Source organism: Anaerolineales bacterium (assembly GCA_025808555.1).
Taxonomy (GTDB): Bacteria; Chloroflexota; Anaerolineae; order Anaerolineales; family UBA11579; genus JAMCZK01.
On the sequence record CP075526.1, the window covers coordinates 1,512,210 to 1,536,545 of the forward strand.

Genomic DNA, 24,336 nt, shown 5'->3' on the forward strand with positions numbered 1-24,336 from the left:
CCATGCCTCAAAAACGCACTCTTGGATCCAAATGGTTGTATGAGCTTGCCCTGGCGCTGGTGTTGATCGGCGCGGCCTGGCTGCGCTTCACCGGCATCGAATGGGGCGAGGGGCAGCAGCTGCATCCGGACGAGCGCTTCTTGATCCAGGTCGTCTCCTCAATGCGGCCGGTGAGCAGCCTGGCTGAGTATTTCGATACGGCCAACTCGCCGCTCAACCCCAACAATGTCGGCTACAGCTTCTTTGTATACGGCAATCTTCCCGTCACCATCGTGCGCTATGCCGTGGAATGGTTCAACATGCCGGGTCAGGTGCAGCTGGTGGGCCGTGCGCTCTCAGCGGTGGCAGACCTGGGAGTCTTGTATCTCGTCTATCTGATCGCGACGCGTTTGTTTGAACGCCGCGTGGGCTTGCTGGCTGCTATTTTCTACGCCGTTTCAGTGATGCCGATTCAGCAATCGCACTTCTGGACGGTGGACAACTTCGTCAACTTCTTCGCGCTGCTCACGGTGTATTTCGCCGTGCGCGTGGCGACGCCTTCGCAGCGCACAGGCCGCTTTGATATTTGGGATTTCGTGTGGTTCGGCGTAGCGTTGGGCAGTGCGATGGCCTCCAAGGCCAGCGTGGGCTTGGTGTGCCTGACGCTACCGCTGGCGGTGCTGATCCGCGTCAGCAACCAGCCCGCCGAGCAGCGCGAGAGCGAGCTGGGCCGCGGCGTGCTGTACACGATGCTGGCCGCCGGCGTCAGCGTGCTGGCCTTCCGCGTTTTCCAGCCCTACGCCTTCCTCGGTTTCGGGCTCAACCCGGCCTGGGTCGAGACCATGCGCCAGCTGGCCGCCCAGGTCAGCGGCGATGCCGACTGGCCGCCCTCGATGCAGTGGGCCCGCCGCCCGGTGTGGTTCGGTCTGCAAAATATCGTCCAGTGGGGGCTGGGGATTCCCTTGGCGATCACAACCTGGGCCGGCTTTGTGTGGGCGGGCTGGCGCGCCTTCAAGGGCGAATGGCTGAAGCCGTATTTCGTTTTGTGGAGCTGGGGTTTTGTGTACTTTGTGTGGCAGTCAGCCGCCTTCAACCCCACCATGCGTTATTTCCTGCCGCTGTATCCCGTGCTGGCGATCCTTGGCGCATGGGGCGTATTTGAGCTGTGGCGGATGAGCCAGGCACCCGGGCGCGGCAAACTGCGTCCTGCCGGCTGGCTGCGACCAGCCGCCATCGCCCTGGCGGCGCTGGGCGTGATGGGTGGCCTGCTATGGTCTGTGGCCTTCGTGCAGATCTATCGCCAGCCGCACGCTCGCGTACAGGCCACGCGCTGGATTTATGAGAACATCCCCGGCCCGCTGACCCTCAATCTGCAAGGCGAAGAGGGCATGCAGAAGCAGCAACTCTCGCTGCCCTACAACGCCCGCGTGCGCCCGGTGGCCCCGTTGCTCACCAGCTTCTCGGCCCGCGTGGATGGGCTGCTGACCCAGATCGATATCAAGTCTGTGCAGGCGACTACGGCGCTCATGTTGCGCACGGGTGAGGTGAACGAGACCCTCAACGCTGACTATGGTCAGGTGATCGATTACGAAAACCTGCCAGTCGGCGAAACCACGCCGGTGGCCCTGCTGGTAGGCGCCACGGCGTTCGCTGACCCGCTGGCGATATACCAGCTCAACTTGCAATTGCCCGCTGGCGAGGGTCGCCTGGTGGTGGAGCGCGTGGTGTTGAGCTCTTCGCAGAGCGCCGAGTTGCCTGAGCAGGACATTTTGAGCGAGCCACTCAGCATCAACATGGGCGCGGCGCTCGAACTGCAGTTTGCGCTCTCCCCAGGTAGCTTCCCTGACCAGGTGGTGCTGTACCTGCGTCCGCAGGAGCAGGTGCGGCTGGCGCCGGTGCCGCTGCGTTTGCAAATTGGCCTGACGCCCGAGTTTGCGCCGGCTTTGCTGGATATAGAGTTGGCGGTCGAACCGGGTTCGCAACCGGGGCTGGCGGCCAGCTATCAGCTGCCGCAGCCGTTTGAGCTGAGCCAGGGCATTATCTATTACCTGCAGCTCAGCGCGTTGTCTGACACCCAGGCCACCCTGCAGGGCAGCCCGCTGGCCAACGAGACCAGTTGGGACGACGGCCTGCCGCTGCGCATGGATGGCTACGACGGCTTTGGCGGCATCTACCAAGGCGGCCTGAACTTTGAAATGTACTGGGATGAGAACGCTGAGAAAGTGCAGCGTTTTCAGACCACACTCGACCAATCCGAATATGTATTCATCTCGTCCAATCGCCAATGGGGCAGCCTGCCCCGTATCCCTGAACGTTTCCCGCTGGTGATTGCTTACTACCGCGCTCTGCTGGGCTGTCCAGCCGAGCGCACCATCGAGTGGTGCTATGCCGAAGCGCAGCCCGGCATGTTTGCGGGCCAGCTGGGCTTTGAGCTCGTACAAGTGTTTGAGAACGCGCCGCAGCTTGGCCCGTGGAAGATCAATGACCAGTGGGCCGAAGAAGCTTTCACGGTCTATGACCACACCAAGGTGCTGATCTTCCAAAAGACCGCGGACTATGACCCCGCCGTGGTGGCCGCCATCCTGGCCGCCGCGCCGGTTGACCAGGCCATTCGCCTGACGCCTAAAGAAGCCTCGGGCGGCGTGCCGCCCACACTGATGCTTCCAGCCGACCGGTTGGAGCAGCAGCAGGCCGGCGGCACCTGGTCTGAGTTGTTCAACCGAGAGTCATGGGTGAATGTCTCGCCCTGGGTCAGCTTGGTGGTCTGGTACATCGCGCTGGGCGTGCTGGGCGTGCTGGCCTATCCCCTGGTACGCTGGGCGCTGCCCGGTTTGCGCGATGGCGGTTATCCCTTCGCACGGCTGGCCGGTTTGTTGCTGCTGGCTTATTTTGGATGGATGGGTGGCTCGTTGGGGCTGGCCTTCAGCCGCGGTTGGCTGGCCGTGTTCGCGCTTCTGATCGGTTTACTGGGTTTACTGGCAGCCCGCCCGCAGTGGGCCAGCATCAAGGCCGAGTGGAAAAGCCAGCGCTCCATGTTCATCCGCACCGAGCTGGTGTTCCTCGGCTTCTTCCTGCTCATGCTATTGATCCGCTTGGGCAACCCGGACCTATGGCACCCGGCCAAAGGCGGCGAAAAGCCGATGGACTTTGCCTATTTCAATGCCGTGCTCAAGAGCACCAGCTTCCCCGCCTACGACCCATGGTTTGCGGGCGGCTACATCAATTACTACTATTATGGCTTTGTGCTGGTAGGCTCACTGGTGAAGTTGCTTGGCATTGTGCCCTCGGTGGCCTATAACCTGATATTGCCCAGCCTGTTCGCCATGCTGGCGCTGGGCGCCTACAGCGTGGCCTGGAACGTGTGGACGGCCTGGCAGGAACGCCAGCCTCGGCTGCGCGGGCCGCGCCCGCAGGCGGTCGGCTTGGCGGCTGCGGTGGGCACGGTCTTGCTGGGCAACCTGGGCAATCTGCACATGATCCTTGAAGGCTATGTACGCCTGGGCGGTGATGGCGCAGTGGAAGGCGTAGCCTTCTTCACCCGCGCCTGGTGGATGCTGCGCGGCTTTGTGCTTTCCATCTCTGGCGCGCCGCTGCCGTATGGGTTGGGCGAGTGGTATTGGAACCCGACGCGCATCTTCCCCGCGCCGGGCGAGTCTGCGCCAATTACCGAATTTCCGTTGTTTACATTCACGTATGCAGACTTGCACGCGCACATGATCGCGCTGCCGGTCACATTGCTGGCATTGGCTTGGGCGCTCTCGGCTGTCTTGAGCAGCGCGTGGGGCGCGGCGCGTGCGCAGCGCGGGGCCAGCGGCTGGCTGCAGCTGGCCTGGGTCTTCGCCTTCGGCGGCATTGTCATCGGCAGCCTGCGCCCCATCAACACCTGGGACTTGCCAGTGTATGCGCTGCTGGCCGCCATCGCCGCTGGCTACGCCATCTGGCGCTATGTGCCGCGGCGCAAGGCTGACAAGCTGCCGCGCCTGGCGAAGATACTGGCAGGCCCGGCTGCCCTGGCGGTGTTGTGCTACCTGGCCTATTTGCCGTTCAGCTGGTGGTATCGCACAGGCTACAGCTCACTGCGCATTTGGGACGGTATCCATGTGGAATTCGGGCCGTACTTCACCCACTGGGGCATCTTCCTTTTCTTTATTGTTGCCTGGCTGGTGTGGGAGACGCGCCAATGGCTGGCCAGTACGCCGCTGTCCTCCGTGCGCAAGTTGGAGCCGTACGTATGGCTGATGGCGTTGGGTTTGGTTGCCGTGCTGATGGTGATGTTCGGCCTGCATGTGATGGGCGTGGTGGTCGGCTGGCTGCTGGTGCCGTTGTTGATCTGGGTTGGCCTGCTGTTCCTGCGCCCGGACCAGGATGAGATCAAGCGCCTGGCGCTGTTCATGGTGGGCACCGCGGTTTTCCTGACCCTGTTCGTGGAAGTCATGGTGCTACAAGGCGATGTATCGCGCATGAACACGGTCTTCAAGTTCTACATGCAGGCGTGGACCCTGCTGGCGCTCAGTGCTGCCCTGGCTGCGGCGTGGTGCTGGCAGGCCATGCACGAGTGGACGCCCGGTTGGCGCGGTTTTTGGCAAGGCGCCGGTGTAGCTTTGCTGGCTTGCGGTGCGCTGTTCCTGCTGCTGGGCGTGACCGCCAAGATCAATGACCGCATGACGGCCGGCTCGCCGCGCAGTTTGGATGGCATGGAGTACATGCAGTATTCGGTGTACTACGAGAATGACCATGTGCTGGATCTGCGCGAGGATTACGAGACCATCCGCTGGATGCAAGAAAACATCATCGGTTCGCCGGTGATCATGGAAGGCTATGTCAGCGAGTACCGCTGGGGGGCGCGCTATGCCATCAACACTGGCCTGCCCGCTGTGCTGGGCTGGAACCATCACCAGCGCCAGCAGCGCGAATTCGTGCCTGGCAACGATGTGTGGGGTCGCATGGGCGAAGTCAATCTGTTCTATGAGACCACCGATATTGGCGAGGCGCAGGCCTTGCTGGAAAAATATGGGGTGGGTTATATCATCGTCGGCCAGATGGAGCGCGCCGTGTACAGCTCGGCCGGGCTGGCCAAGTTTGAAGCGCAAGACGGCCGCCTGTGGCGCGAGGTCTTCCGCGTTGGGGATACGGTTGTATACGAAGTGATGCAATAGCCATGAGTGAGGTTTTCTACATCATCGCCTGGTACGCGCTGCTGACGGCTCTCAGTTGGCTGGCGCTGCCCATCGCCTACCGCCTGCTGCCGGCCTTGCCGGAACGCGGCTATGCCATGCTGCGCCCGCTGGCGCTGCTGCTGTGGGGCTTCATCTTCTGGCTGTTGAGCAGTTTTGGTCTGCTGGCCAACAGCGCTGCCGGTTTGCTGACCGCGTTGTTGCTATTGGCCGGCCTGGCCATCTGGGCCTGGCGCAGCCAGCCCGCCGGCGCCCTGGGCGCGTGGCTGCGAGCGCAGCGCGGCCAGATCCTCGCCACCGAGCTGGTGTATCTACTAGCGTTCATCTTCATGCTGTGGATGCGTGCCAGTTACCCGCGTGTGGAGGGGACTGAAAAGCCAATGGAGCTGGCGTTCATCAACGCCATTCTCCAATCCCCCAGCATGCCGCCGCAAGACCCGTGGCTGTCAGGCTATTCGATCTCATACTATTACTTTGGCTTCCTGATGGTGGCCTTGAAGGCCAAGCTGCTCAGTATTCCCGGGGCGATCGCGTTCAATCTGGGCTTGGCAAATGTGTTTGCCATGGGAGCGGCCGCGGCGTATGGCCTGACCTACAACCTGCTGGCCGTCTACAAGCCGACCCTGATGCGCACGGCGCGCTGGCTGGCGGGTCTGGCCCCTCTGTTGATGCTGGTGATGGGCAACGTTGAGGGTTTGCTGGAGATCGTGCACGCCCGCCATCTCTTTTGGGAAACCAATGCGGCCGGCGAAACCCAGTCTGCTTTTTGGGTCTGGCTGGATGTCAAGGAACTGGTCAACCCGCCCATTGAGGAGCCGCGCTGGGTGCCGCGCTACTTTGATACCGGTTCATGGTGGTGGTGGCGTGCCTCGCGCGTCATCAATGACCGCACTTTCGATGGCGGCGAGCAGGAGCTGATTGATGAGTTCCCGGCTTTCTCGTTCGTGCTGGGTGATCTGCACCCGCACGTACTTTCGATCCCGTTTGTATTGCTGGCCACCGGCGTTGCGCTGAATACCTATCTGGGCGGCAGTGAGCGCAAGAAACCTCGCATGGGCTTGTACATCAGGGAGGAGTCTCTCGCGCTGGCTGCACTCGTGATCGGTGCCCTGGCGTTCTTGAACATCTGGGATCTGCCCATCTATGCCATCCTGTTTGCCGGCGCGTATGTGCTGCGCCGGGCAACGCAGGAAGGGTGGGGGCGCGAGCGTCTGAACGAATTCCTGAACCTGGTCGTGCTGGTGGGCGTCACTGGCATTCTGTTCTTCCTGCCCTTCTTTATTGGCTTTACATCGCAAGCTGGCGGCATTTTGCCCAATCTGCTTACGCCCACCCGCGGCACGCATTTGTGGATCATGTTCGCCACCCTGCTGACGCCGCTGTTGCTGTGGGCATTGTGGCAATGGAAGCAGCGCGGTTGGGCGGGTCTGCCCAGGGCATTGCTGTATAGCTTAGCCTTCGTTGCTGCCCTATGGCTCGGCTCGTTTCTTTTAATCCCTCTATTTTCTGTGTTTTCCGGGGCTTTTGCATTTATAGCTGGGATCTTTCTCGGTATTGAAAGTATGCTCTTACATTTGTCTGAGACCGTGTTTAGCTTTCTGCGCGGCCTTTTGTCTGGCTTCTTTATTAAGTTGTCGGAATTATTTGCACAGCTGGGTGTAGCTTCAATGGCTGGTGCACCTGATCTTGGTAGTTTGTTTGCCGAATCCCTGCGCCGCCGCTTTGCCGGGCCGGGCGGCTGGCTGACGCTGATCGTGCTGTTGGGCTTGCTGGGCGGGCTGCTTGCCGCCGGCAAAGCGGGCCGCAGCAAGCAGCCCGCTGAGACCGCCAGTCACTTTGCGGTGTTGATGGCGCTGGTGGCTGCCCTGCTGGTGACCGCGCCGGAGTTCATCTATTTGCGTGACCAGTTCGGCACGCGCATGAACACCGTCTTCAAGTTCTATTACCAGGCCTGGCTGCTGTGGAGCGTGGTGGCTGCCTTCGGTATTTCTGTGTTGATGCTGGAGTTGCGCCGCGGGGCGCGCCTGGCCGCGGCGACGCTGGTATTTGTCGTTCTTGGCGCTGGCTTTGTGTACCCAGCCTACGCCTTTGCGGATATAGCCAGCCGCCCGCAAGGCCAGCCGCTGACCCTGGACGGCAGCATCCATTTGCCGCCAGACGCTCGCGAGGCGATCGCCTGGCTGCAGACGGCCGAACCCGGCGTGCTGGCCGAGGCGGTCGGCGGCAGCTACAGCGCCTACGCCCGCTACGCCACCTTCACTGGTATGCAGAACGTGATGGGTTGGCCAGGTCACGAAGGCCAATGGCGCGGCGGGAATGTGGACTATGGCCGCATCGGCGCCATCGAGAGTCTATATTCCACAGGCGACTGGGTGACTGCCAGTGAGATATTGCAGCGCTACAGCATTAACTACGTCATTGTGGGTGACTTGGAGCGGGCTGCTTACTCTGTGAACGAAGCCAAGTTCCAAGCGCGCCTGCCGCTGGTGTTCCAGAATGGCACGGTCAGCATTTACGCTGTTCCGTAAAGCACAACCATAACAGCACGAATTGCGCCGACTATAATGAATAGGTTATGGCGCGCCACTCAGTATTCACTATTGAAATAGCAGCCTATATTGCCATCGCCCTTGTTGCGGCGCTATTGCGCTTCAACAATCTGGGCGGCTTGCCGCTCAACGAGCACGAGGCGGCTGCCGCCCTGCCAGCCTACACCTTGGCGCAAACCGGCCAGGCTGCGCTGGGTGCGCAACCGGCCTATCTTCTGCTCACCACCCTGGTCTTCTCCGTCATTCCCAGCAGCGAGTTTGCCGCTCGCCTGTGGCCGGCTTTGTTCGGCCTGGCGTTGGTGGTGCTGCCGTATTTCTGGCGCGAGGTACTTGGCCGCCGGGCGGCGTTGGTGTTGGCGCTGGGTCTGGCGCTCGACCCCGGGCTGGTAGCGGTCTCGCGCCTGGCCGGCGGGCAGATGCTGGCGCTGAGCGCATTTGCGCTGGCGCTGACCGCCTGGCGCGCCAAGCGCCATGTGCTCGCCGGTGCAATGACGGGGCTGGCGCTGCTCGGCGCGCCCAGTGTGTACATCGGTATCTTTGCGGCGATGCTGGTGTGGGCCTTCTTTGCCAGCCCGGCGCGCCTGGCTGCTGACACATGGCGCCCGGCGGCTTTGGCCACCGCAGCTGTCCTAGTTCTAGGCAGCACGCTGTTCTTGCGCGTGCCGGCCGGGCTGGGCAGCATCGCTGCCCCGCTGGCGGCCTTCTTCTCAGGTTGGGTGCAGCCTTCAGGCGTCAGTGCGCTCAAGCTGCTGTTCGCACTTGTTGGTTATGGCCTGCCCGCGCTCATCTTCGGCCTCTGGGGCACGGCGTTGGCCTGGCGTGACAAAGACGCAGTTGGCCGCCTGCTGAGCCTGTTTGCGGCGCTGGCCCTCGCCATCGCGCTGGTTTATCCGGGCCGCCAAGTCGCCGACCTGTTGTGGGTGCTGGTGCCCTTGTGGGCGCTGGCGGCGCAGGCGATTGCGCGCTATCTTTTCGTTCCGCAGGAGGAGCAGACCGCGGCCTGGGGCCAAGCGGTGTTGCTCTCGGTCTTGCTGTGCTTTTTGATATTGTCGCTGGTGCGTATTCCCAGCAATGAAGCCATCCCGGAGTTGGCCCGCTCCTATATGTATGTAGCTGCAGGGGTGGTGGCGCTGGGCGTGGTGGCCAGCCTGCTGATCGGCCTCGGCTGGTCAGCCCAGGCCGCTATCCATGGCCTGGTGTGGGCGCTGGGTTTGTTCTTCGCCTTGTTCGCCCTGGCGGGCGCCACCCGCTTCGCCAATCCGGCCGCGGCCCGCGGCGCCGACCTATGGGCGCCAGGCCCCGCCGCCGGCCAGTTTGACTTGCTGCAAGATAGCCTGACCGATCTTTCAAACTACGCCAGCGGCCAGCCCGGCACGCTGAGCGTGGACCTGCGCGTAGATAGTGCTGCACTGGCCTGGCTGGTGCGAGAGTTGCCCGCCGCGTCGGCGGCTGGCAGCGCACCGCTGATCATTACACGCGCCAACGATGCCGAGCCAGCCGAGGCCAGCGCCTACCGCGGCCAGAGCTTCCTGTTGGGCAGCACGCCGGGCTGGCAGCATGCCCCGGCCAGCCCGGTCAGTTGGCTGCTGTACCGCATTGCCCCTCAAACACACGAGCACATCATTCTATGGGCGGCCAGCGACCTGTTTCCACAGGACCTGGCAACCAATTCCAGTGGAGACTCACGCTAAATGTCCAAACAACTCACCATTGCGATCGACGGCCCGGTAGCCTCCGGCAAATCCACGCTGGCCAAGAGCCTGGCGGATGCGCTGGAGTATTTGTATTTCGATACCGGGGCCATGTACCGCGCCGTTACCCTGGCGGCGCTGCAGCGCAAGGTGAGCATGGATGACCAGGCCGCTGTGGAAGCACTGGCGCGTGAAGTGCATATTGACTTGCGGCCCGCCAGCGTAACCGATGGCCGCCTGTACGATGTATTGTTGGACGAAGTGGACTGCACCTGGGATCTGCGCACGCCGGATGTGGAAGCGCACGTATCCCAGGTTTCAGCGTATCCCGGAGTGCGCACCGCCCTCACCGAACAGCAGCGCCGCATTGGGCTACGCGGTGGGGTGGTGATGGCCGGGCGCGATATTGGCACCGTGGTGCTGCCCGAGGCCGATCCCAAGATCTTCCTCACCGCCTCGCAAGAGGAGCGTGCCCAGCGTCGTTTTGAAGAATTGCAGGCGCGCGGCGACAGCACGAGCTATGCCGAAGTGCTAGAGTCTCTCAAGCAGCGCGATGCCTACGACACCAGCCGTGAGATCGCACCCCTGGTCGCCGCGGCCGACGCCATCACCCTGGTGTCTGACGGTATGCAGGCCGAGCAGGTGTTGGACAAGGTGCTCGAGCTTGTGCGTGAGCGCCAGGCGCAGCTGGCAACTGGGACGTGACCTACACTTTTCTGCAGTCGTTTCCTTTTCTTAGCATTCTTGCGCCCACAGACCTGCTGGGCTGGCTGGCCTGGCTGATCCTGCTTGGCGCCAGCGTTGCGCTGGCCTTGCGCCTGGGCGGTCGCGGCGTACTGTGGACGCGCAAGCAGCAGCTGCGTTTGCTGGCTTTGGTGCTGGCCGTTCCTCTCTCGATTTTGCTGTTCACCTTACGCATGCCGGCCGATGGCGCGCTGCCCATACCCTCGCTGGGCGTGCCGGCCATCGGCGCCCTCATCGCCCCGCTGCTGGCGATCCCCTGGATGCTGGCGCTGGTCTGGTACGGCGCGCCGGCGGCCACTGCGCTGGCCGCCTTCGGCGGCCTGCTGCTGGCCGCCTGGGATACGCGCAGCCCCTTCACCCCGCTGGAGTTTGGGTTGCTGGCAGCTGCCTTCGCTTACCTGCGCAGCCAACGCTACGGTACCGCCCTGTTTGCCTGGCTGCGTCAGCCATTGGTGGCCGCAGCCGCCCTCTCATTGCTGTATCCCATTCTTTTTATAGGCTCAGCCTTGTTCTGGGTCTCGCCCAGTTGGCTGGTGAGCTTCGACTTTGCCCTCTCGCGTATGCCCGGCGCGGCCTTGGCAGCCGCCGCGCCGCTGCTGATCGGCGCGCTGGTGCTGCAGGTCGCGCTGGCCCGTCGTCCGCAGTTGGAGCGCACCAGTGAGCCCTCCCAGCCTGCGCCGAGCGAACGCAGCCTCGAGGCGCGCTTCCTGTTTGCGCTGGCGCCGCTGGCCGCGCTGGCCTTTGTGGTTATGGGCGCCCTCACTTGGTGGACAGTGGGGCGCGGGGCGCAGCAGCTCTTCGCTGACCGCATCGCTAACAATGTGCAGATCGCGGCCGACTCGGTGCCTTTTGTGCTCGAGACCGGTCAGAACCTGATATTGCAACTGGCGTCTGATACGCGCCTGGCGGATGCCGGGCCACAGCAAGCCGCGGGCTTGCTGCAGGCGCAATTAAATGGCGCGCCCTATTTTGAACAACTAAGCCTGCTGGACACTGGCGGCAATTCGGTGGCAGGCATCCCGGCCGCCGAGTACGCCCGCTTGCAACCCAGCCAGGCCGAGCTGAACGCAGTCGCCCTGGCGATCCAGGGCGTCTCGCTGCAAATTCTCAGCGCACCACCCGCGGCGGGCGCAGACCAGACCTCAGCCCAGTTGGTGTTCGTGGCGGCGGTGCGCAACAGCAATGGCCAGGTGCGCAATGTGCTCGTCGGGCGCACGGCCTGGCAGGTCAATCCCTTTGCCCGCCCGGTGGTGCAGAGCCTGCAGAGCATTAATACGCTCGGCGCCCAGGCGCTGTTGGTGGACGCACGGGGTCAGATTGCCGTGGCGCCGTTTGCGGCTGCCGTGCTGCAGCCGTATAGCGGCCAGACTGGCCCAGGGGCATTGTCATACGAAGACGCGGCCGCCGACGGCACGCGGCTGCTGGTGCAGTACCAGCCTGTGTCTGGCAGCAACTGGGCCGTGGTGGCGCGCTGGCCCGCAAGCCTTTCACAGCAATTGGCGCTTAGCGTGGCGCTGCCTATTCTGAGTGTGCTGCTGTTGTTGGCGCTGGTCGCCTACATCTTGCTGCGCAGGAGCCTGCAAAGCGTCAGCGCTTCATTGCATACATTGGCGGCTGAAACGCAGCGCATCGCCTCAGGGGATCTGCGCGCCCCGCTTTCCGTGACTGGCACAGACGAAGTCGGCCGCCTTGGCTCCGCGTTCGAGGTCATGCGCCGGGCGGTACTGGCGCGCACGGAGGTGACCCAGCGCCTGCTGGCGCTGAGCCATGGCTTGTCCTCCAGCCTGGAAGTGCGTAGCCACATCGAGCCCCTGCTCGAGGCGGCGCTGGCCAGCGGGGCCTCGCTGGCGCGGCTGGTCTTCCTGGGCGATAATGGCGGCAGCGGTTTGAGCTTTGGCAAAGGCGAAGGCTATGAGCGCTACGAGGCCCTGGATGCGCAAATGCTCGCCCTGACCCAGGGGCAGGAGCAGGTGCTGCTTGCCAACCCGGCCCGCGCCCGTTTGAAAGTTGACAAAGGTACGCCGTATCCCGGCTCGGTGGCTGCCTTTGCGTTGAAGGATGGCAGGAAACAGTTGGGCGCTTTGTGGCTGGCGTACGATCAGCCGCAGCGCTTTGAGCCCGGCAGCGGTGCGGTGCACTATTTGGAAACGCTGGCTGCCCAGGCATCCACCGCCGCGACGAATGCGCGCCAATATTTGCAGGCCCGCCTCGGCCAGCAACGCCTTGAGGCGGTGCTGCAGGCCGACCCGCAGCCCATGCTGATGCTGGATGCTGGGCAGAATGTAGTATTCGCCAACCCGGCCGCGGCGCGCATCTTGCGCCTGCGGCCTGATCATGCGCTGGGCCTGCCGGTAGAGCAGGTGATCACTGAGCGATCCCTCCTGGCCTTGCTGCGCGCCGCTGGCCCCAGGCCGCACAGCACAGAAGTGTTGATCGATAAGGCCGCCTACGAAGCCACGCTCAACCCGCTGTGGGCCGGGCCAGAGTTGTTGGGCTTTGTATGCACCCTGCAGGATGTGACCCAATCTAAAAAACTCGAGTCCGCTCGCTTGGAAGCACTGAGCACAGTAGGGCATGATCTGCAAGACCCGCTCAAAATGGTCAGCGGCTATCTTTCCATGCTGAGCGTGCTCGGCCCGCTGAACGACCAGCAGAAGGGCTATGTGCAAAAGATCGACGCCAGCATTGAGCAGATTGCCCGCCTCTCGGCCAGCCTGCTGGCGGCTGACCGCATGCAGGAGGCCGAAGGCCTGCGCCCGGAGAACCTGGCGCTGAGCGAGGTGCTGCAGGCCGCGCTGGCCGAGGCCGCGCCCCAGGCGCGCCAGAAGCAGATCGAGCTGGTTTTGCAGCCAGCCGAGGGCGCCGAGCGCCTGCTGCGCGCCGACCGCACGCTGCTGCAACGCGCCGTGTTTTACCTGCTGGACAATGCCATTCGCTTCAGCCCGCGCGGGCGGTCAGTGCGGGTGGGCGCTAGCTATGCCGATGGCGCAGTGGTGCTGCGGGTCAAGGACAGCGGGGCCGGCATTGCCCCGGTGGACTTGCCGCGCATTTTTGAGCGCCGCGAGGGGCAGGCGGCCACCACCGGCCTGCACATCGTGCGCTCCATCATCCAGCGTCACAAAGGCAAAGTGTGGGCCGAGAGTGATCTGGGGGTTGGCAGCAGTTTCTATTGCCAGTTGCCTCTCAGCGAATCCTAGTGTGATTAGCTTGACTCTCTGTTTTTGGTTGGTATAATCCTTCACGAACACAAATCGAATAGTGCTGAGAGCAAGCAAGCGCTTGAGGAAATGCCTCTGAGCGCTTGCTTTGGTTTGTCTCAAAAATAGCACAATTGTTCGATAACAAGAAACTGCAGAGCGCACGCTGCGCGGCCTGACTGGATCAAAGGTCCGAGCTTTGGGGGAACGTAGGACGTCAGGCTGAGTGGTGCTTCGCTTTTCGCTGTATCTGAACCATTGGAGGCCGCACATATGGAAACAAAGGGTTTGCGTGCATTGCGCATTAGCTTGGCCTCACCAGAGACCATTCGAAGCTGGTCTTACGGTGAAGTGCTTAAGCCCGAAACAATTAACTATCGCCGCTTGCGCCCGGAGAAGGATGGCCTTTTTGACGAAGCCATCTTTGGCCCCACGCGTGACTGGCAGTGCTACTGCGGCAAGTACAAGAACATTCGCTACAAAGGCATTATTTGTGACAAGTGTGGCGTAGAGGTCACGCGTTCCTCCGTGCGCCGTGAGCGAATGGGGCACATCTCGCTGGCCGCACCGGTCGCCCATGTCTGGTACACCCGCCGCGTGCCCTCCTACCTGGGCCTGCTGCTTGATATTTCGCGCCGCAACCTCGACCGCGTGCTGTATTTTGCGCAGTACGTGGTGACCTATGTGGATGAGGATGCCCGCCAGAAGGCCCTGGCTCGTCTGGACGAAGAGATCAGCTCCGCTGAAAAAGAGCACGCCGCCCAGATCAACGCCCAGATCGCTGAAGCCAAGCAGCAGCGTGATGACAAGCTCGGCAAGCTGGAACAGCGCACCAAGGAAATTGAAACCCGCTACGACGAAGAACTGGCCGCCAAGATTGACCCGGTCATCAAAGAAGGCCAGCGCGTAGAGACCAAACTGCAGGAGCAGATGGGCTCGGCTGCCAAGGCCGCCATCACCTTCAGCGCGGTCAAGGGCAACCTGGTCAAGGCCGGCGAAGTGGTGGAGAACAAGCACATCGCCCGCGTCCAGGAAGTTGTCAAAGAGTTCCTGGAAGACAATGAAAAGAAGATCGGCGAGAAGAAGCACGCCGAGCTTGAGCGCATCGCAGTGGAGAAGGCCAGCCTCAAGGCTGAATCCGAGCTGACCATGAGCAACCTGCGTGACTCGCTGGATGAAAAAGTTTCCAGCAACGAGCACGAAGACCAGGTGCGCACCCGCGAAGAGCTTGAAGACCTGCGCCCTATGACCTTCATGGGCGAGAATCGCTACCGCGAGCTGCGCGCCCGCTACGGCCAGGTGTTCCGCGCCGATATGGGCGCCGAAGCCTTCTATGACATCCTCGAGCGTCTCGACCTGGACCGTTTGAGCGAAGAACTCTGGAAAGAACTGCGCACCTCGCGCAGCAAGCAGCGCCGCCGCAAGGCCACCAACCGCCTGCGCGTCGTCGAGGCCTTCCGGCGCTCGCACAACCGCCCCGAGTGGATGATCCTGACGGTTCTGCCGGTGATCCCGCCTGACCTGCGCCCCATGGTGCAGCTGGATGGCGGCCGCTTCGCCACCTCAGACCTGAATGACCTGTACCGCCGTGTGATCAACCGCAACAACCGCCTCAAGCGCCTGCTCGAACTGGGCGCTCCGGATGTGATTGTGCGCAATGAAAAGCGCATGTTGCAGGAAGCGGTGGACTCGCTGATCGATAACTCGCAGCGCGGCAAGGCCCTCTCGCGCCGTGGCCGCCGCGAACTGAAATCCCTGAGCGATCTGCTCAAGGGCAAGAAGGGCCGCTTCCGCCGCAACCTTCTGGGCAAGCGTGTGGACTACTCCGGCCGCTCCGTGATCGTGGTCGGCCCGCAGCTTAAGCTGTACCAGTGCGGCTTGCCCAAGAGCATGGCCCTGGAGCTGTACAAACCCTTCGTTATTTCCCATCTGGTGCGTGACAACTACGCCGCCAATGTGAAGGGCGCCAAGCGCATCATTGACCGCAACCGCCCCGAGGTTTACGAGGTGCTGGAAGAGGTCATCAAGGAGCGTCCGGTGCTCCTCAACCGCGCCCCGACCCTGCATCGCCTGGGTATCCAGGCCTTTGAGCCTATCCTCATCGAGGGCAGCGCTATCCAATTGCACCCGCTGGTGACTACCGCCTTCAACGCAGACTTTGACGGTGACCAGATGGCCGTGCACGTGCCGCTTTCGCAGAAAGCGGTATGGGAAGCCCGCGAACTGATGCTTTCCACGAAGAACTTGCTCAAGCCCGCCGACGGGGAGCCGATCATTGGCCCGTCCAAGGATATGGTGCTGGGTGTGTACTACCTCACCATGCCGCCTGTACCCCTCAAGGGTAAGCAGCAGCCACGAGTCTTCGGCGACATGGACGAAGTGGTGATGGTCTACCAGTTGGGCCAGCTGGAAGTGCACTCTCCCATCCGCCTGCGTGCCGAAACCTGGTACGACCAGCAGGGCAACCGTATGGCGCAAGCCGAAACGCGCTTCATGGACACCACCGTGGGTCGCGTGCTGCTCAACCTGGAACTCGAGCCCGAGATCCGTTTTGTCAATGATGTGATTGACAAGGGCACCATCAAGGACCTGCTGGCCGAGCTGCTGGAAGTGACCGGCGACGAGAAGCGCACCACTGATGTGGCTGACCGCGTCAAAGACATTGGCTTCAAGTACGCCACCCGCTCCGGCACCACCATCGCCATTTCGGATATCACCATTCCGGATGAAAAAGAAGGCATTGTGGCTGCCGCCATGGAGAAAGAACAGGCCGTAGAGGAAGACTTCCGCCGTGGCCTGCTGACCGAGCAGGAACAGAACGAGCGCGTCATCGAGATCTGGCAGGAGACCACCAACACGGTGGCGGCTGCCGTGCGCAAGAGCATGGACGAGAAGGGCAACCTGGCCACCATGGCCAACTCCGGAGCCACCAAGGGTGGCTTCAGCTCCATCTCGCAGCTGGCCGGTATGCGCGGCATGATGGCTGACCCCTCCGGGCGCATCATCCCGCTGCCCATCCGCTCCAACTTCCGCGAAGGCCTCACCACGCTGGAATACTTCATCTCCACCCACGGCTCCCGTAAGGGTCTGGCCGATACCGCCCTGCGCACTGCGGATGCGGGTTACCTGACCCGCCGCCTGGTGGACGTGGCCCAGGACGTCATCACTACCATTGAGGACTGTGGCACCGACGAAGGCATCTGGATGCGCTCGGCTGACGATGTAGCTGACCAGTCGCTGGGCAACCGTATTTTTGGCCGCAACGTAGCCCATAATGTTGTTGACCCGAACACTGGCGAAGTGCTGGTGGAGAAGGGCGGCCTGCTGGACCATGAGCAGGTGCGCAACGTTGTGGCTGCGGGTGTGCAAGACGTGTTTGTCTTCTCTCCGCTCACGTGTGAAGCTGAAATGGGTATCTGCATCAAATGCTACGGCATGGATATGGGCCGCGGCCGCACCGTTGCTACTGGCGCTGCTGTTGGCATCGTGGCCGCCCAGTCCATCGGTGAGCCGGGGACGCAGCTGACGCTGCGCACCTTCCACACCGGTGGTGTGGCCGCCGAATCCGACATCACCACCGGTCTCCCCCGTGTGGAAGAGCTCTTCGAAGCCCGCCGCCAGCCCAAGGGTGAAGCGGTTGTAGCCGAGCTGGGTGGCACGGTGGAAGTGGCCCAGTCCGAGCGCTTCAGTGACCTGCGTGTCATCCGCATTCTGCACTCTGCCATGGTGCACGATGAGTACGACCTGCCCAAGGGCTACCGCATCGCCGTCGAAGATGGCGACAAGGTGGAAGCCGGGCATGTCCTCGCCTCGTTGAAGGAAGAGGAACTGAAAGCCGAGAACGCCGGCAAAGTGCGCGTGGAGGACCGCAAAGTCTTCGTCTCCTATGAGTTGAAAGACTCCGTGGAGTACGAGGTACCCAACACCACACGCATGCTGATCCAGAACGGCGCCAAGGTGGAGGCAGGCCAGGCCCTCACTGAGGGTTCGCTGAACCCGCACTCCATCCTGCGCATTCAGGGCCGTGAAGCCTGCTACATGTATCTCCTCACCGAAGTGCAGCAGGTGTATCGCTCACAGGGTCAGAACATTCACGATAAGCACTTTGAGGTCATCATCCGCAAGATGATGTCCAAGGTGCAGGTGACCCGCCCAGGCGACACCGGCTTGCTGCCGGGTGACTACGTCAACCGTCTGGACTTGCGCAAGAAGAACGAAGCCCTGCTGGCTGAGAGCAATGAGCCCGGCAAGTTTGTGGATGTGCTGCTGGGTATCACCAAGGCATCGCTCAGCACCGACTCGTTCCTGTCGGCGGCCTCCTTCCAGCACACCATCAAGGTGCTGGCCGGCGCAGCCATCGGCGGCCAGGAAGACCCGCTGACGGGCTTGAAGGAGAACGTCATCCTCGGCAAGCTGATCCCGGCGGGCACCGGCCACGAGGCCAATGCCCACCTGCTGCCGCAGCCCGAGCCGCGCCGCGAAGAGCTGGCGCCCTTAGGCGCTCCGCTGGGTGAGATGCCAATGAGCGATGGCTTCGGCCTCGGCGATGGCATCGGCCCGCTGCCTGAACCGCCCGCCGACCCGCTGCCTCCGGTCAGCGAAGAATAAGCGAAACTAAAAACCGCCCGCACATTGTGCGGGCGGTTTTTTTATGCGATGTGTCATCCTGAACGGGTGAGGACAGCTACACCGGACGCTGAGGCAAGTCTAGCGAAGGATCCTTGCAGCCATGTCTTCTATATTGAGCTTGAGTTATCTGCTTCACTTGGCTCAGCATGCAACACCCAGTATGCCTACTCCTCAAACACCGCGTCCAGCGGCGGCAGCTCGCCGCCGCAGTTCTGCGCAAACCACGCGGCTTCCGCCGCGTAGTTTGCCCGCGCGAACTGCTCGGCCGCATCGCCGATCTCGGCCGCCTGGCGCAGGTTCAGCTCGGCGGCCGAGTCCCAGAAGCGTGGCAGCAGCAGCAGCGGGTTGGCGATGGCACGCTCCTCCTCGCCTTGCGGGATCCAATTGAACGCGATCGGCCCGCGTGAGTACACCGTAAAGCCGATCTCATACCCCAGCTCATCCAGCATGGCCACACCGGCCGCACTGAAGTTGCCGCCGGTCCAGATATGGGCGATGGGCCATTGGCCGAAGTGCTGCTCCAGGATCGGCCGGTTGTCGCCCAGCTCACTGCGCAAAAAGTCTGCGCTCTCACCGCCCACGATAGGGATATGGTTCAGCCCGTGCGACTGTACATCGAAGGCGCCAGTCTCGTTCAAACGCTCGATCCAATCCCACAGGCTCTCGCTGCTATTCTCGCCCGTGCGCTGGTCCGTGTCGCCAATGATCCAGCCCAGCGTCGTGCCCCAGCCGTACTCTTCATACAGCGGCAGGAAGTACTCCTGGGCTGTGCCGGCGCGGCGGTCGTCCAGGATCAGCAGCATGCTGCGCGGCGGGATGGCGGTGTTGTTGTGCAAAAAGTCCACCAGCTGCTGGCTGGTGATGGTTTCGTAGCCCAGCTTGCGGGCCACTTCGACGATGCGATAAAAGGTCACCTCGTTGATATCTTGCGAGAGGCTAGGTACCGCGTTGCCGCGCAGAATGCTGTGATACATGATCGGCGCCACAACAGTGCCAGGCGGGCTGCCCGCCGGGTCCCAGCGCTTGGCCAGGTACTCGCACTGGTCGGCTATGTAGCTGGCCGGCTGTACCCAGGCGCGCAAAAGACTGCTGGTGAAGCTGGCAGGCTCGGGCGCCGGAGTGGGCGTGATGGCGGGTGTGCTGGTGTGCTGCGGAAAGGGGCTGGCGCTGGGCGTATGCGTTGCCACCGAAGGCGGGAACGGGCTTGGCGTGGTGCTGGGTTCTGCAATTGGCGCCGCGGTGGGTAGGCTGCAGGCGGCCAACAGGCATGCGAGCAACAACGTAACCAGATTTCGGGGACTTAACACCAACACATTGTACAGTCAGCACAGGAGCAGTGAACTGCTTGTTACTTCACCGTGAAGTACGTGTGGTGATAGGCGATCTTGTTATGTTGCACAGCAAGCGAATCTTTGCCGTCCAGCACGCGGCCTTTGTCCGAGGTGGCCGTCCAAGTCAGGATGCGCAGGTTCTTGTTACTGGTCGAGCCGGTGATCTCGAAGCGCGCGCCCGGTAGCGTGTCGCGTAACAGCGAGTTGTACCAGCGCAGGATGCCTTCGCTCCCCTGCACAGTGCGCTGGGCAGTGACATGCACGCCCGCGTTGCCATATAGCGCGGCCACTTTCACCGGGTCGCGTGAGTTGAGCGCATCCAGAAAGCGGATGCTGATGTCCGGCTCCGGCGCGGGCTTGACCGCCCACGGGAACTTGCTCACCGCGTCCCAAAGACCGCTGATGCGGCGGGCGTAATACCACTCCCAGAAGTTGGCGCCAGGAATGTTGTTGTCTTTGCAGGCCTGCATGAACTCGGTGATCTGGCCGGGCGTCGGGTTCCAGTTGCCATCGGGGTAAGCGGCGCCCGTGGGCAGGATCGGCCGCCAGACGCTGAGCGCCTGATGCTCGCGCACCGAACGCAGCAATTGTTGGGCCGGGTTGGATGACTGCACCCAATACACCTGGGGCATGTTGATGTCGCTGTATTGCAGGAAGACCTCGAACGGCAGCGGGCGGTGCAGGGTAGGGTAGCGATAACTGCTGAATCCGATCGGCGTGCCCGGCAGGCCGGCCCGCAGCGCCTGCATGTATTGCCGGGCGGGCACATCCATGCCCTTCACCTTGAATTCCTTCTCAGCATTCACCACAAAACCATCCAGGCTGAACTGCTTGACGCGCTGGATCGCCATGGCAGCCTCGGCCGCCGGGTTGGTGCCGTAAATATATTGCCAGCCCCAGGGCTGGATACCCCGCGCCCGCAGCGCCGAAACCACGCCGGGCACATGGTCAAATCCGTTGCTGTCTACGTTGTACTTGTAGTTGCGGTCAGCCACCTTGATCAACACATGGGTCATCCCCGCTTGGTGGGCCAGCTCGGCGATGCGGTTGGGGTCACCCCCTTCCACCCGGCTGATGATCCACAGGTACATACCTTTTCCGCTAAGAATGCTCATTTGATCACCTCGATGTGGCTTGTGTCAGCTTGCAACAATCTGCCTGCAGGCGCGCCGCGCTGGCCTGCTGGCGCTTGCCTGTATGCAGATTGAATGAATCCAAATGGTGTGCGCATTGCCGCATCATCTCCCCCTTAGGTTTGCAAGTTGTGTGCCAGCTGGGCCGCTGATGCACGGGCATAAAATACCAAAAAGCCTGCTGATGCAGGCTTTTCGGCATAGAAATCAAGGGCTTGGACAGGAGAGGCTAGCTGGCGCCACCCTCGGGGTTGCCCACCAGGCCCAGCTCGGCGGCATTGGCCTGCATGGCCGCCAGCACGTTGCCCGCATGCTCCCACAGATCCAGGCCCAGCTCACCAGCGCCGTCCTCCATCTCCTCGCGGTTGGCGCCCGCGGCAAACGCGCGGTCTTTCCATTTGTTCTTGATCGATTTAACGCTCACATCCAGGATCGAGCGCGAGGGCCGCACCAGCGCCACGGCGGTGATCAGGCCGGCCAGCTCGTCGCAGGCATACAGCGCCTTTTGCATCTGTGTGGTGCGCGGCACGCCGCTGTGGTTGGCGTGGCTCAACACCGCCTGCACGATCTCCTCCGGCACGCCGCGCTCCCTCAAAATAGGTGCGCCATCTTGGGGATGCGCCTCCAGGCTGGGGTGGATCTCCCAGTCAAAGTCGTGCAGCAGGCCAGCCAGGCCCCATGGCTCTGCATCCTCCCCATAGATCTTGGCGTAGTGGCGCATTGCGGTTTCCACGCTCAGCATATGGCGCACCAGCCCTTCGTTCTTCACATGCTCGCGCACGATGGCAAGGGCTTCGTCTCGTGTGGTCATTGGTCTAATCCTCGTGGGGCATTCTACGCCTGATTCAGGCGTGACTCCAAGCTGGATTCATTCTATTACAATTCCTGCATGGCTTTTCGATTTGGAACCGTAGGCGCGCCGATCTCGGCGCCCAAGAAACCCGGCGGCAGCGTGGGCGCCGTCCAGCACATCCGCGCCCTGGGCTTTGGGGCGCTCGAGTTAGGTTGGGTGCAGTCCGTGCGCGTCAGCGAGGAAACCTGTGCCGCCATCCGCCAGCAGGCTAAGGAATCGGATGTGCTGCTCAGCGTGCATGCGCCGTACTATATCAACCTCAACGCCAACTTTGAAGAATGGCCCAATGCGCGCCGCCGTCTGATGGATGCCGCCCACTACGGCAACCTGGCCGGCGCCACCGAGATCATCTTTCATCCCGGCAGCTACAGCGGTAAGCCGCCTGAGGAGGCCATGAAGCTGGCCAAGGCCCGCCTGCAGGATTGTGTGGCCGAGCTGCGCCGCAACAGGAACCCGGTCACCCTGCGCCCCGAGACGATGGGCAAATCTAACCAGCTGGGCACGCTGGAGGAAAACCTGGAGATGGCCCGCGAAATTCCCGGCGTGGTGCCCTGCGTTGATTTTGCCCACCTGCATGCGCGTGCCGGCGACGGCAGCATGAACAGTTACGACGAGTGGATGGTGGTGCTGGGCAAATACCGCGACGCGCTGAGCACAGACGCGCTGAAGAACATGAGCTGCCATCTCTCCGGCATTGCTTACACGCCGGCGGGCGAAAAGAACCACCTCACCATCGCCGAATCTGATTTCAATCTTGAAGAATTGTTCCGCGCCCTCAAAGATATGGATTGTGGCGGGCGTATCCTGAGCGAAAGCCCCATTCTTGAAGAAGACGCCAAACTGTATCAGCAGACCTGGGAACGACTGGGCGGCGAAGTGATCCACGGGCAGCCCGCTTGAAACTAGCCGAGCGCCAGGCGCGCTTTGACCAACTCCAGCTGGCCATGCGTGCCTGCCGCCAATGCCTGGCGGCAGGCTATTACATTGAGCCGCCGGCGGTGACGCGTGGCAGCGTGAAGGCGCGCATGATGACCGTGGGTCAGGCGCCCGGCGTCACCGAAGTGGTCGCCAGGCGCCCCTTCAATGCCGGCAGCGGCAAGCGTTTATTCCAATGGCTGGGTGAAGCGGGTATAGACGAAGATTGGTTTCGCCGCACGCAGTACATGACCTCGGTCACCAAATGTTTCCCGGGCAAGAACAAGACTGGCGGCGGTGACCGGGCACCCTCGCCCCGCGAGCAGCAGCTGTGCCGCCCATTCCTGGATCAGGAACTGGCGCTGGTGCGGCCCAAGCTCATCATCCCCATTGGCAAAATGGCCATCGAGACCTTTTACGGCCGCGGCATTGTGCTGGAGGAAGTGATCGGCACTGAAATGCAGCGCGATGGCGTTTGGTACGTACCCCTGCCGCACCCTTCGGGCGCCAGCCGCTGGCACCAGATCGCCGCCAACCGCGTCCGCATTCAGCAGGCCATCGCCCTTATCACCGCGCAGTACGGGCGTTTGTTTCCAGCCAAGCAAAAAGGTGTCGCCCGAGCGTAGCGAAGGGCAATCACTCAGCTGGTTCAAATAAAGCTTACTGAAATTGAAGCCTCGATGTCACTACCTTGACATCCTGCAGCAATTCCCGTTCATCAGCCTCGAGCATGGTATATCCACAGCCATGGCTCATCCGACCATTGAATTTGTCGCTCGTTGCTTCCCTCTTCCACGATGGCTTGCTGTCAAGGAACTTGAACTATTAACTGAACCCCGCACGCCCATGATGATTAGTAAAACTTTTCCCAGACCCTGCGCAATTCCAGCCATGCCAGCGTCGCACCAGTCTGCAAAAGTTTTAACCAATTCGTCGGAAAGTTAAAAGTGTAAACTTTACGGGGGAAAGTATTAATCTTGTCAAGTTCTACGGGGGAAAGTTTTAACTTATATCAAGCCCGCTGCAAGACAAGCCTGTGTCTACTCAGCCAGCACTTGCTGCCGTGTCTGGCGGCGGCCGCGCCAGCGCATCGCCGCGATCAGCCGCGGCAGCACCTGCGTATACAAGCCATACACCGCAGGCTGCACCGGCAGGTCCCAGGCGCCGATGTGGCGGGCCTCATACGCCCCCAAGCTAAGCTTGAAGCGATACACACCCCACATCGGGTCGTCCTCAGTGAACTCGTCCGGCGCACCCCACAGGTCGTACACCTTGCAGCCCGCCTCGCGGCTGGCACGGATTGCTTCCCACTGCAGCAAATAATTCGGCATCGTTTCGCGGTGCAGGGCACGCGACATGCCGTAGATGTACCAGGACTGCTCGCCATAGATGAACAGCATCAGCCCGGCCACCACTTCGCCCTCCACTTCCGCCAGCAGCGGCACCAGGAGCCCCGCCTCGTAGAACTCGTCCCATACGGCCCGGTAATACTGCTCATTGCGGATGATAAAACCATCCCGCACCGAGGTCTCGGCGTACATCTTGTAGAAGGTGGGGAAATCGGCGGGCGTGCCGCGGCGCACCGTGACGCCCTTTTTCTGCGAGAGGCGCAAGTTGTAGCGGCCCTTCTGCTTCATGGCCGCCAGAAGCTCCTCATCGCTCTTGTCGACGTCGATGAGCATGGTGTTGTGCATCTGCACCTGCTCATTGGAGTAGCGCCAGCCTGCCGCTTTCAGCTCGGCCACAAAATCGGCCGCGGCCGGCACTGTGCGCTCGTCCTCGGCGCCTGGCAGGCCGTAGCCGTACGCCAGGTCAGGGTCGATCTTGATGAAGAACGCGCCAAGCTCCTGCGCAATCTCGCGCAAGTCGGCCAGCACCCGGGTGCGCAGGGCCGCATCGTTCCAGTCGGCCAGCAGCGGCCCCTTGGGCACATACAGCATGCACACCTCTTTGCCCAGCAGCGGCAGGCGCACGCTGCGTTGCAGGATCTGGGCGGCAGCTACTAGCTTACCGTCCTGCTCCCAGGTCTTGTAGTGCGCCGTCCAACCAAAGGGTTCCTTGGCGCGTGCCCACTGGCCGGTCTGCAGCAGGTGAGGGCGCGGCAATTGGCTGATGAAGGCGTTCCAGGCGTGAGTGTCCAT

The 24,336-nt window shown here is 62.2% G+C and carries 12 protein-coding genes; 8 read left to right on the forward strand and 4 right to left on the reverse strand.

Annotation, left to right across the window (positions count from 1 at the left end):
* Positions 1-2 precede the first annotated feature (2 nt).
* From KIT08_07705 to rpoC, 6 genes are all read left to right on the forward strand, one after another.
* Positions 3-5,135: a glycosyltransferase family 39 protein gene (locus KIT08_07705; protein UYN88974.1), complete on the forward strand. Its 5,133-nt coding sequence runs from the start codon at positions 3-5 to the stop codon at positions 5,133-5,135.
* 2 nt (positions 5,136-5,137) lie between these two features.
* Entirely contained in the window at positions 5,138-7,681 is a 2,544-nt protein-coding gene (locus KIT08_07710; protein UYN88975.1) for a hypothetical protein, read from the forward strand.
* Positions 7,682-7,728: 47 nt separating this feature from the next.
* On the forward strand, positions 7,729-9,393 hold the full coding sequence (locus tag KIT08_07715) for a hypothetical protein (protein UYN88976.1): 1,665 nt from the start codon (positions 7,729-7,731) through the stop codon (positions 9,391-9,393).
* Positions 9,394-10,098, forward strand: a complete 705-nt coding sequence (gene cmk / locus KIT08_07720) for a (d)CMP kinase (GenBank protein UYN88977.1) — start codon at positions 9,394-9,396, stop codon at positions 10,096-10,098.
* Positions 10,095-13,334 (forward strand): HAMP domain-containing protein, encoded by a 3,240-nt coding sequence (locus tag KIT08_07725; GenBank protein ID UYN88978.1) that lies wholly within the window; start codon positions 10,095-10,097, stop codon positions 13,332-13,334. The genes cmk and KIT08_07725 overlap by 4 nt, the downstream gene beginning before the upstream one ends.
* Before the next feature lie 273 nt (positions 13,335-13,607).
* Positions 13,608-17,942, forward strand: coding sequence for a DNA-directed RNA polymerase subunit beta' (rpoC, locus tag KIT08_07730; GenBank protein UYN88979.1), 4,335 nt, complete (start codon positions 13,608-13,610; stop codon positions 17,940-17,942).
* Between the two features lie 185 nt (positions 17,943-18,127).
* On the opposite strand, the gene KIT08_07735 is transcribed toward rpoC, so the two are convergent.
* The 3 genes from KIT08_07735 to KIT08_07745 all read right to left on the reverse strand — a co-directional run bounded on the left by KIT08_07735 (position 18,128) and on the right by KIT08_07745 (position 21,238).
* Positions 18,128-19,270, reverse strand: coding sequence for a polysaccharide deacetylase family protein (locus tag KIT08_07735; protein ID UYN88980.1), 1,143 nt, complete (start codon positions 19,268-19,270; stop codon positions 18,128-18,130).
* Between the two features lie 41 nt (positions 19,271-19,311).
* Entirely contained in the window at positions 19,312-20,409 is a 1,098-nt protein-coding gene (locus KIT08_07740; GenBank protein ID UYN88981.1) for a nuclear transport factor 2 family protein, read from the reverse strand.
* Between the two features lie 247 nt (positions 20,410-20,656).
* A complete protein-coding gene (locus tag KIT08_07745; protein ID UYN88982.1) occupies positions 20,657-21,238 on the reverse strand; it encodes an HDIG domain-containing protein in 582 nt (193 codons plus the stop codon).
* A 78-nt stretch (positions 21,239-21,316) separates the two neighbouring features.
* On the opposite strand from KIT08_07745, the gene KIT08_07750 reads away from it, so the two are divergent.
* Positions 21,317-22,180 (forward strand): TIM barrel protein, encoded by an 864-nt coding sequence (locus tag KIT08_07750; GenBank protein UYN88983.1) that lies wholly within the window; start codon positions 21,317-21,319, stop codon positions 22,178-22,180.
* Positions 22,177-22,821: a uracil-DNA glycosylase family protein gene (locus KIT08_07755; GenBank protein ID UYN88984.1), complete on the forward strand. Its 645-nt coding sequence runs from the start codon at positions 22,177-22,179 to the stop codon at positions 22,819-22,821. The genes KIT08_07750 and KIT08_07755 overlap by 4 nt, the downstream gene beginning before the upstream one ends.
* A gap of 414 nt (positions 22,822-23,235) precedes the next feature.
* Here the strand turns inward: KIT08_07755 and KIT08_07760 are convergent, their stop codons facing one another.
* Entirely contained in the window at positions 23,236-24,336 is a 1,101-nt protein-coding gene (locus tag KIT08_07760; protein UYN88985.1) for a peptidoglycan bridge formation glycyltransferase FemA/FemB family protein, read from the reverse strand.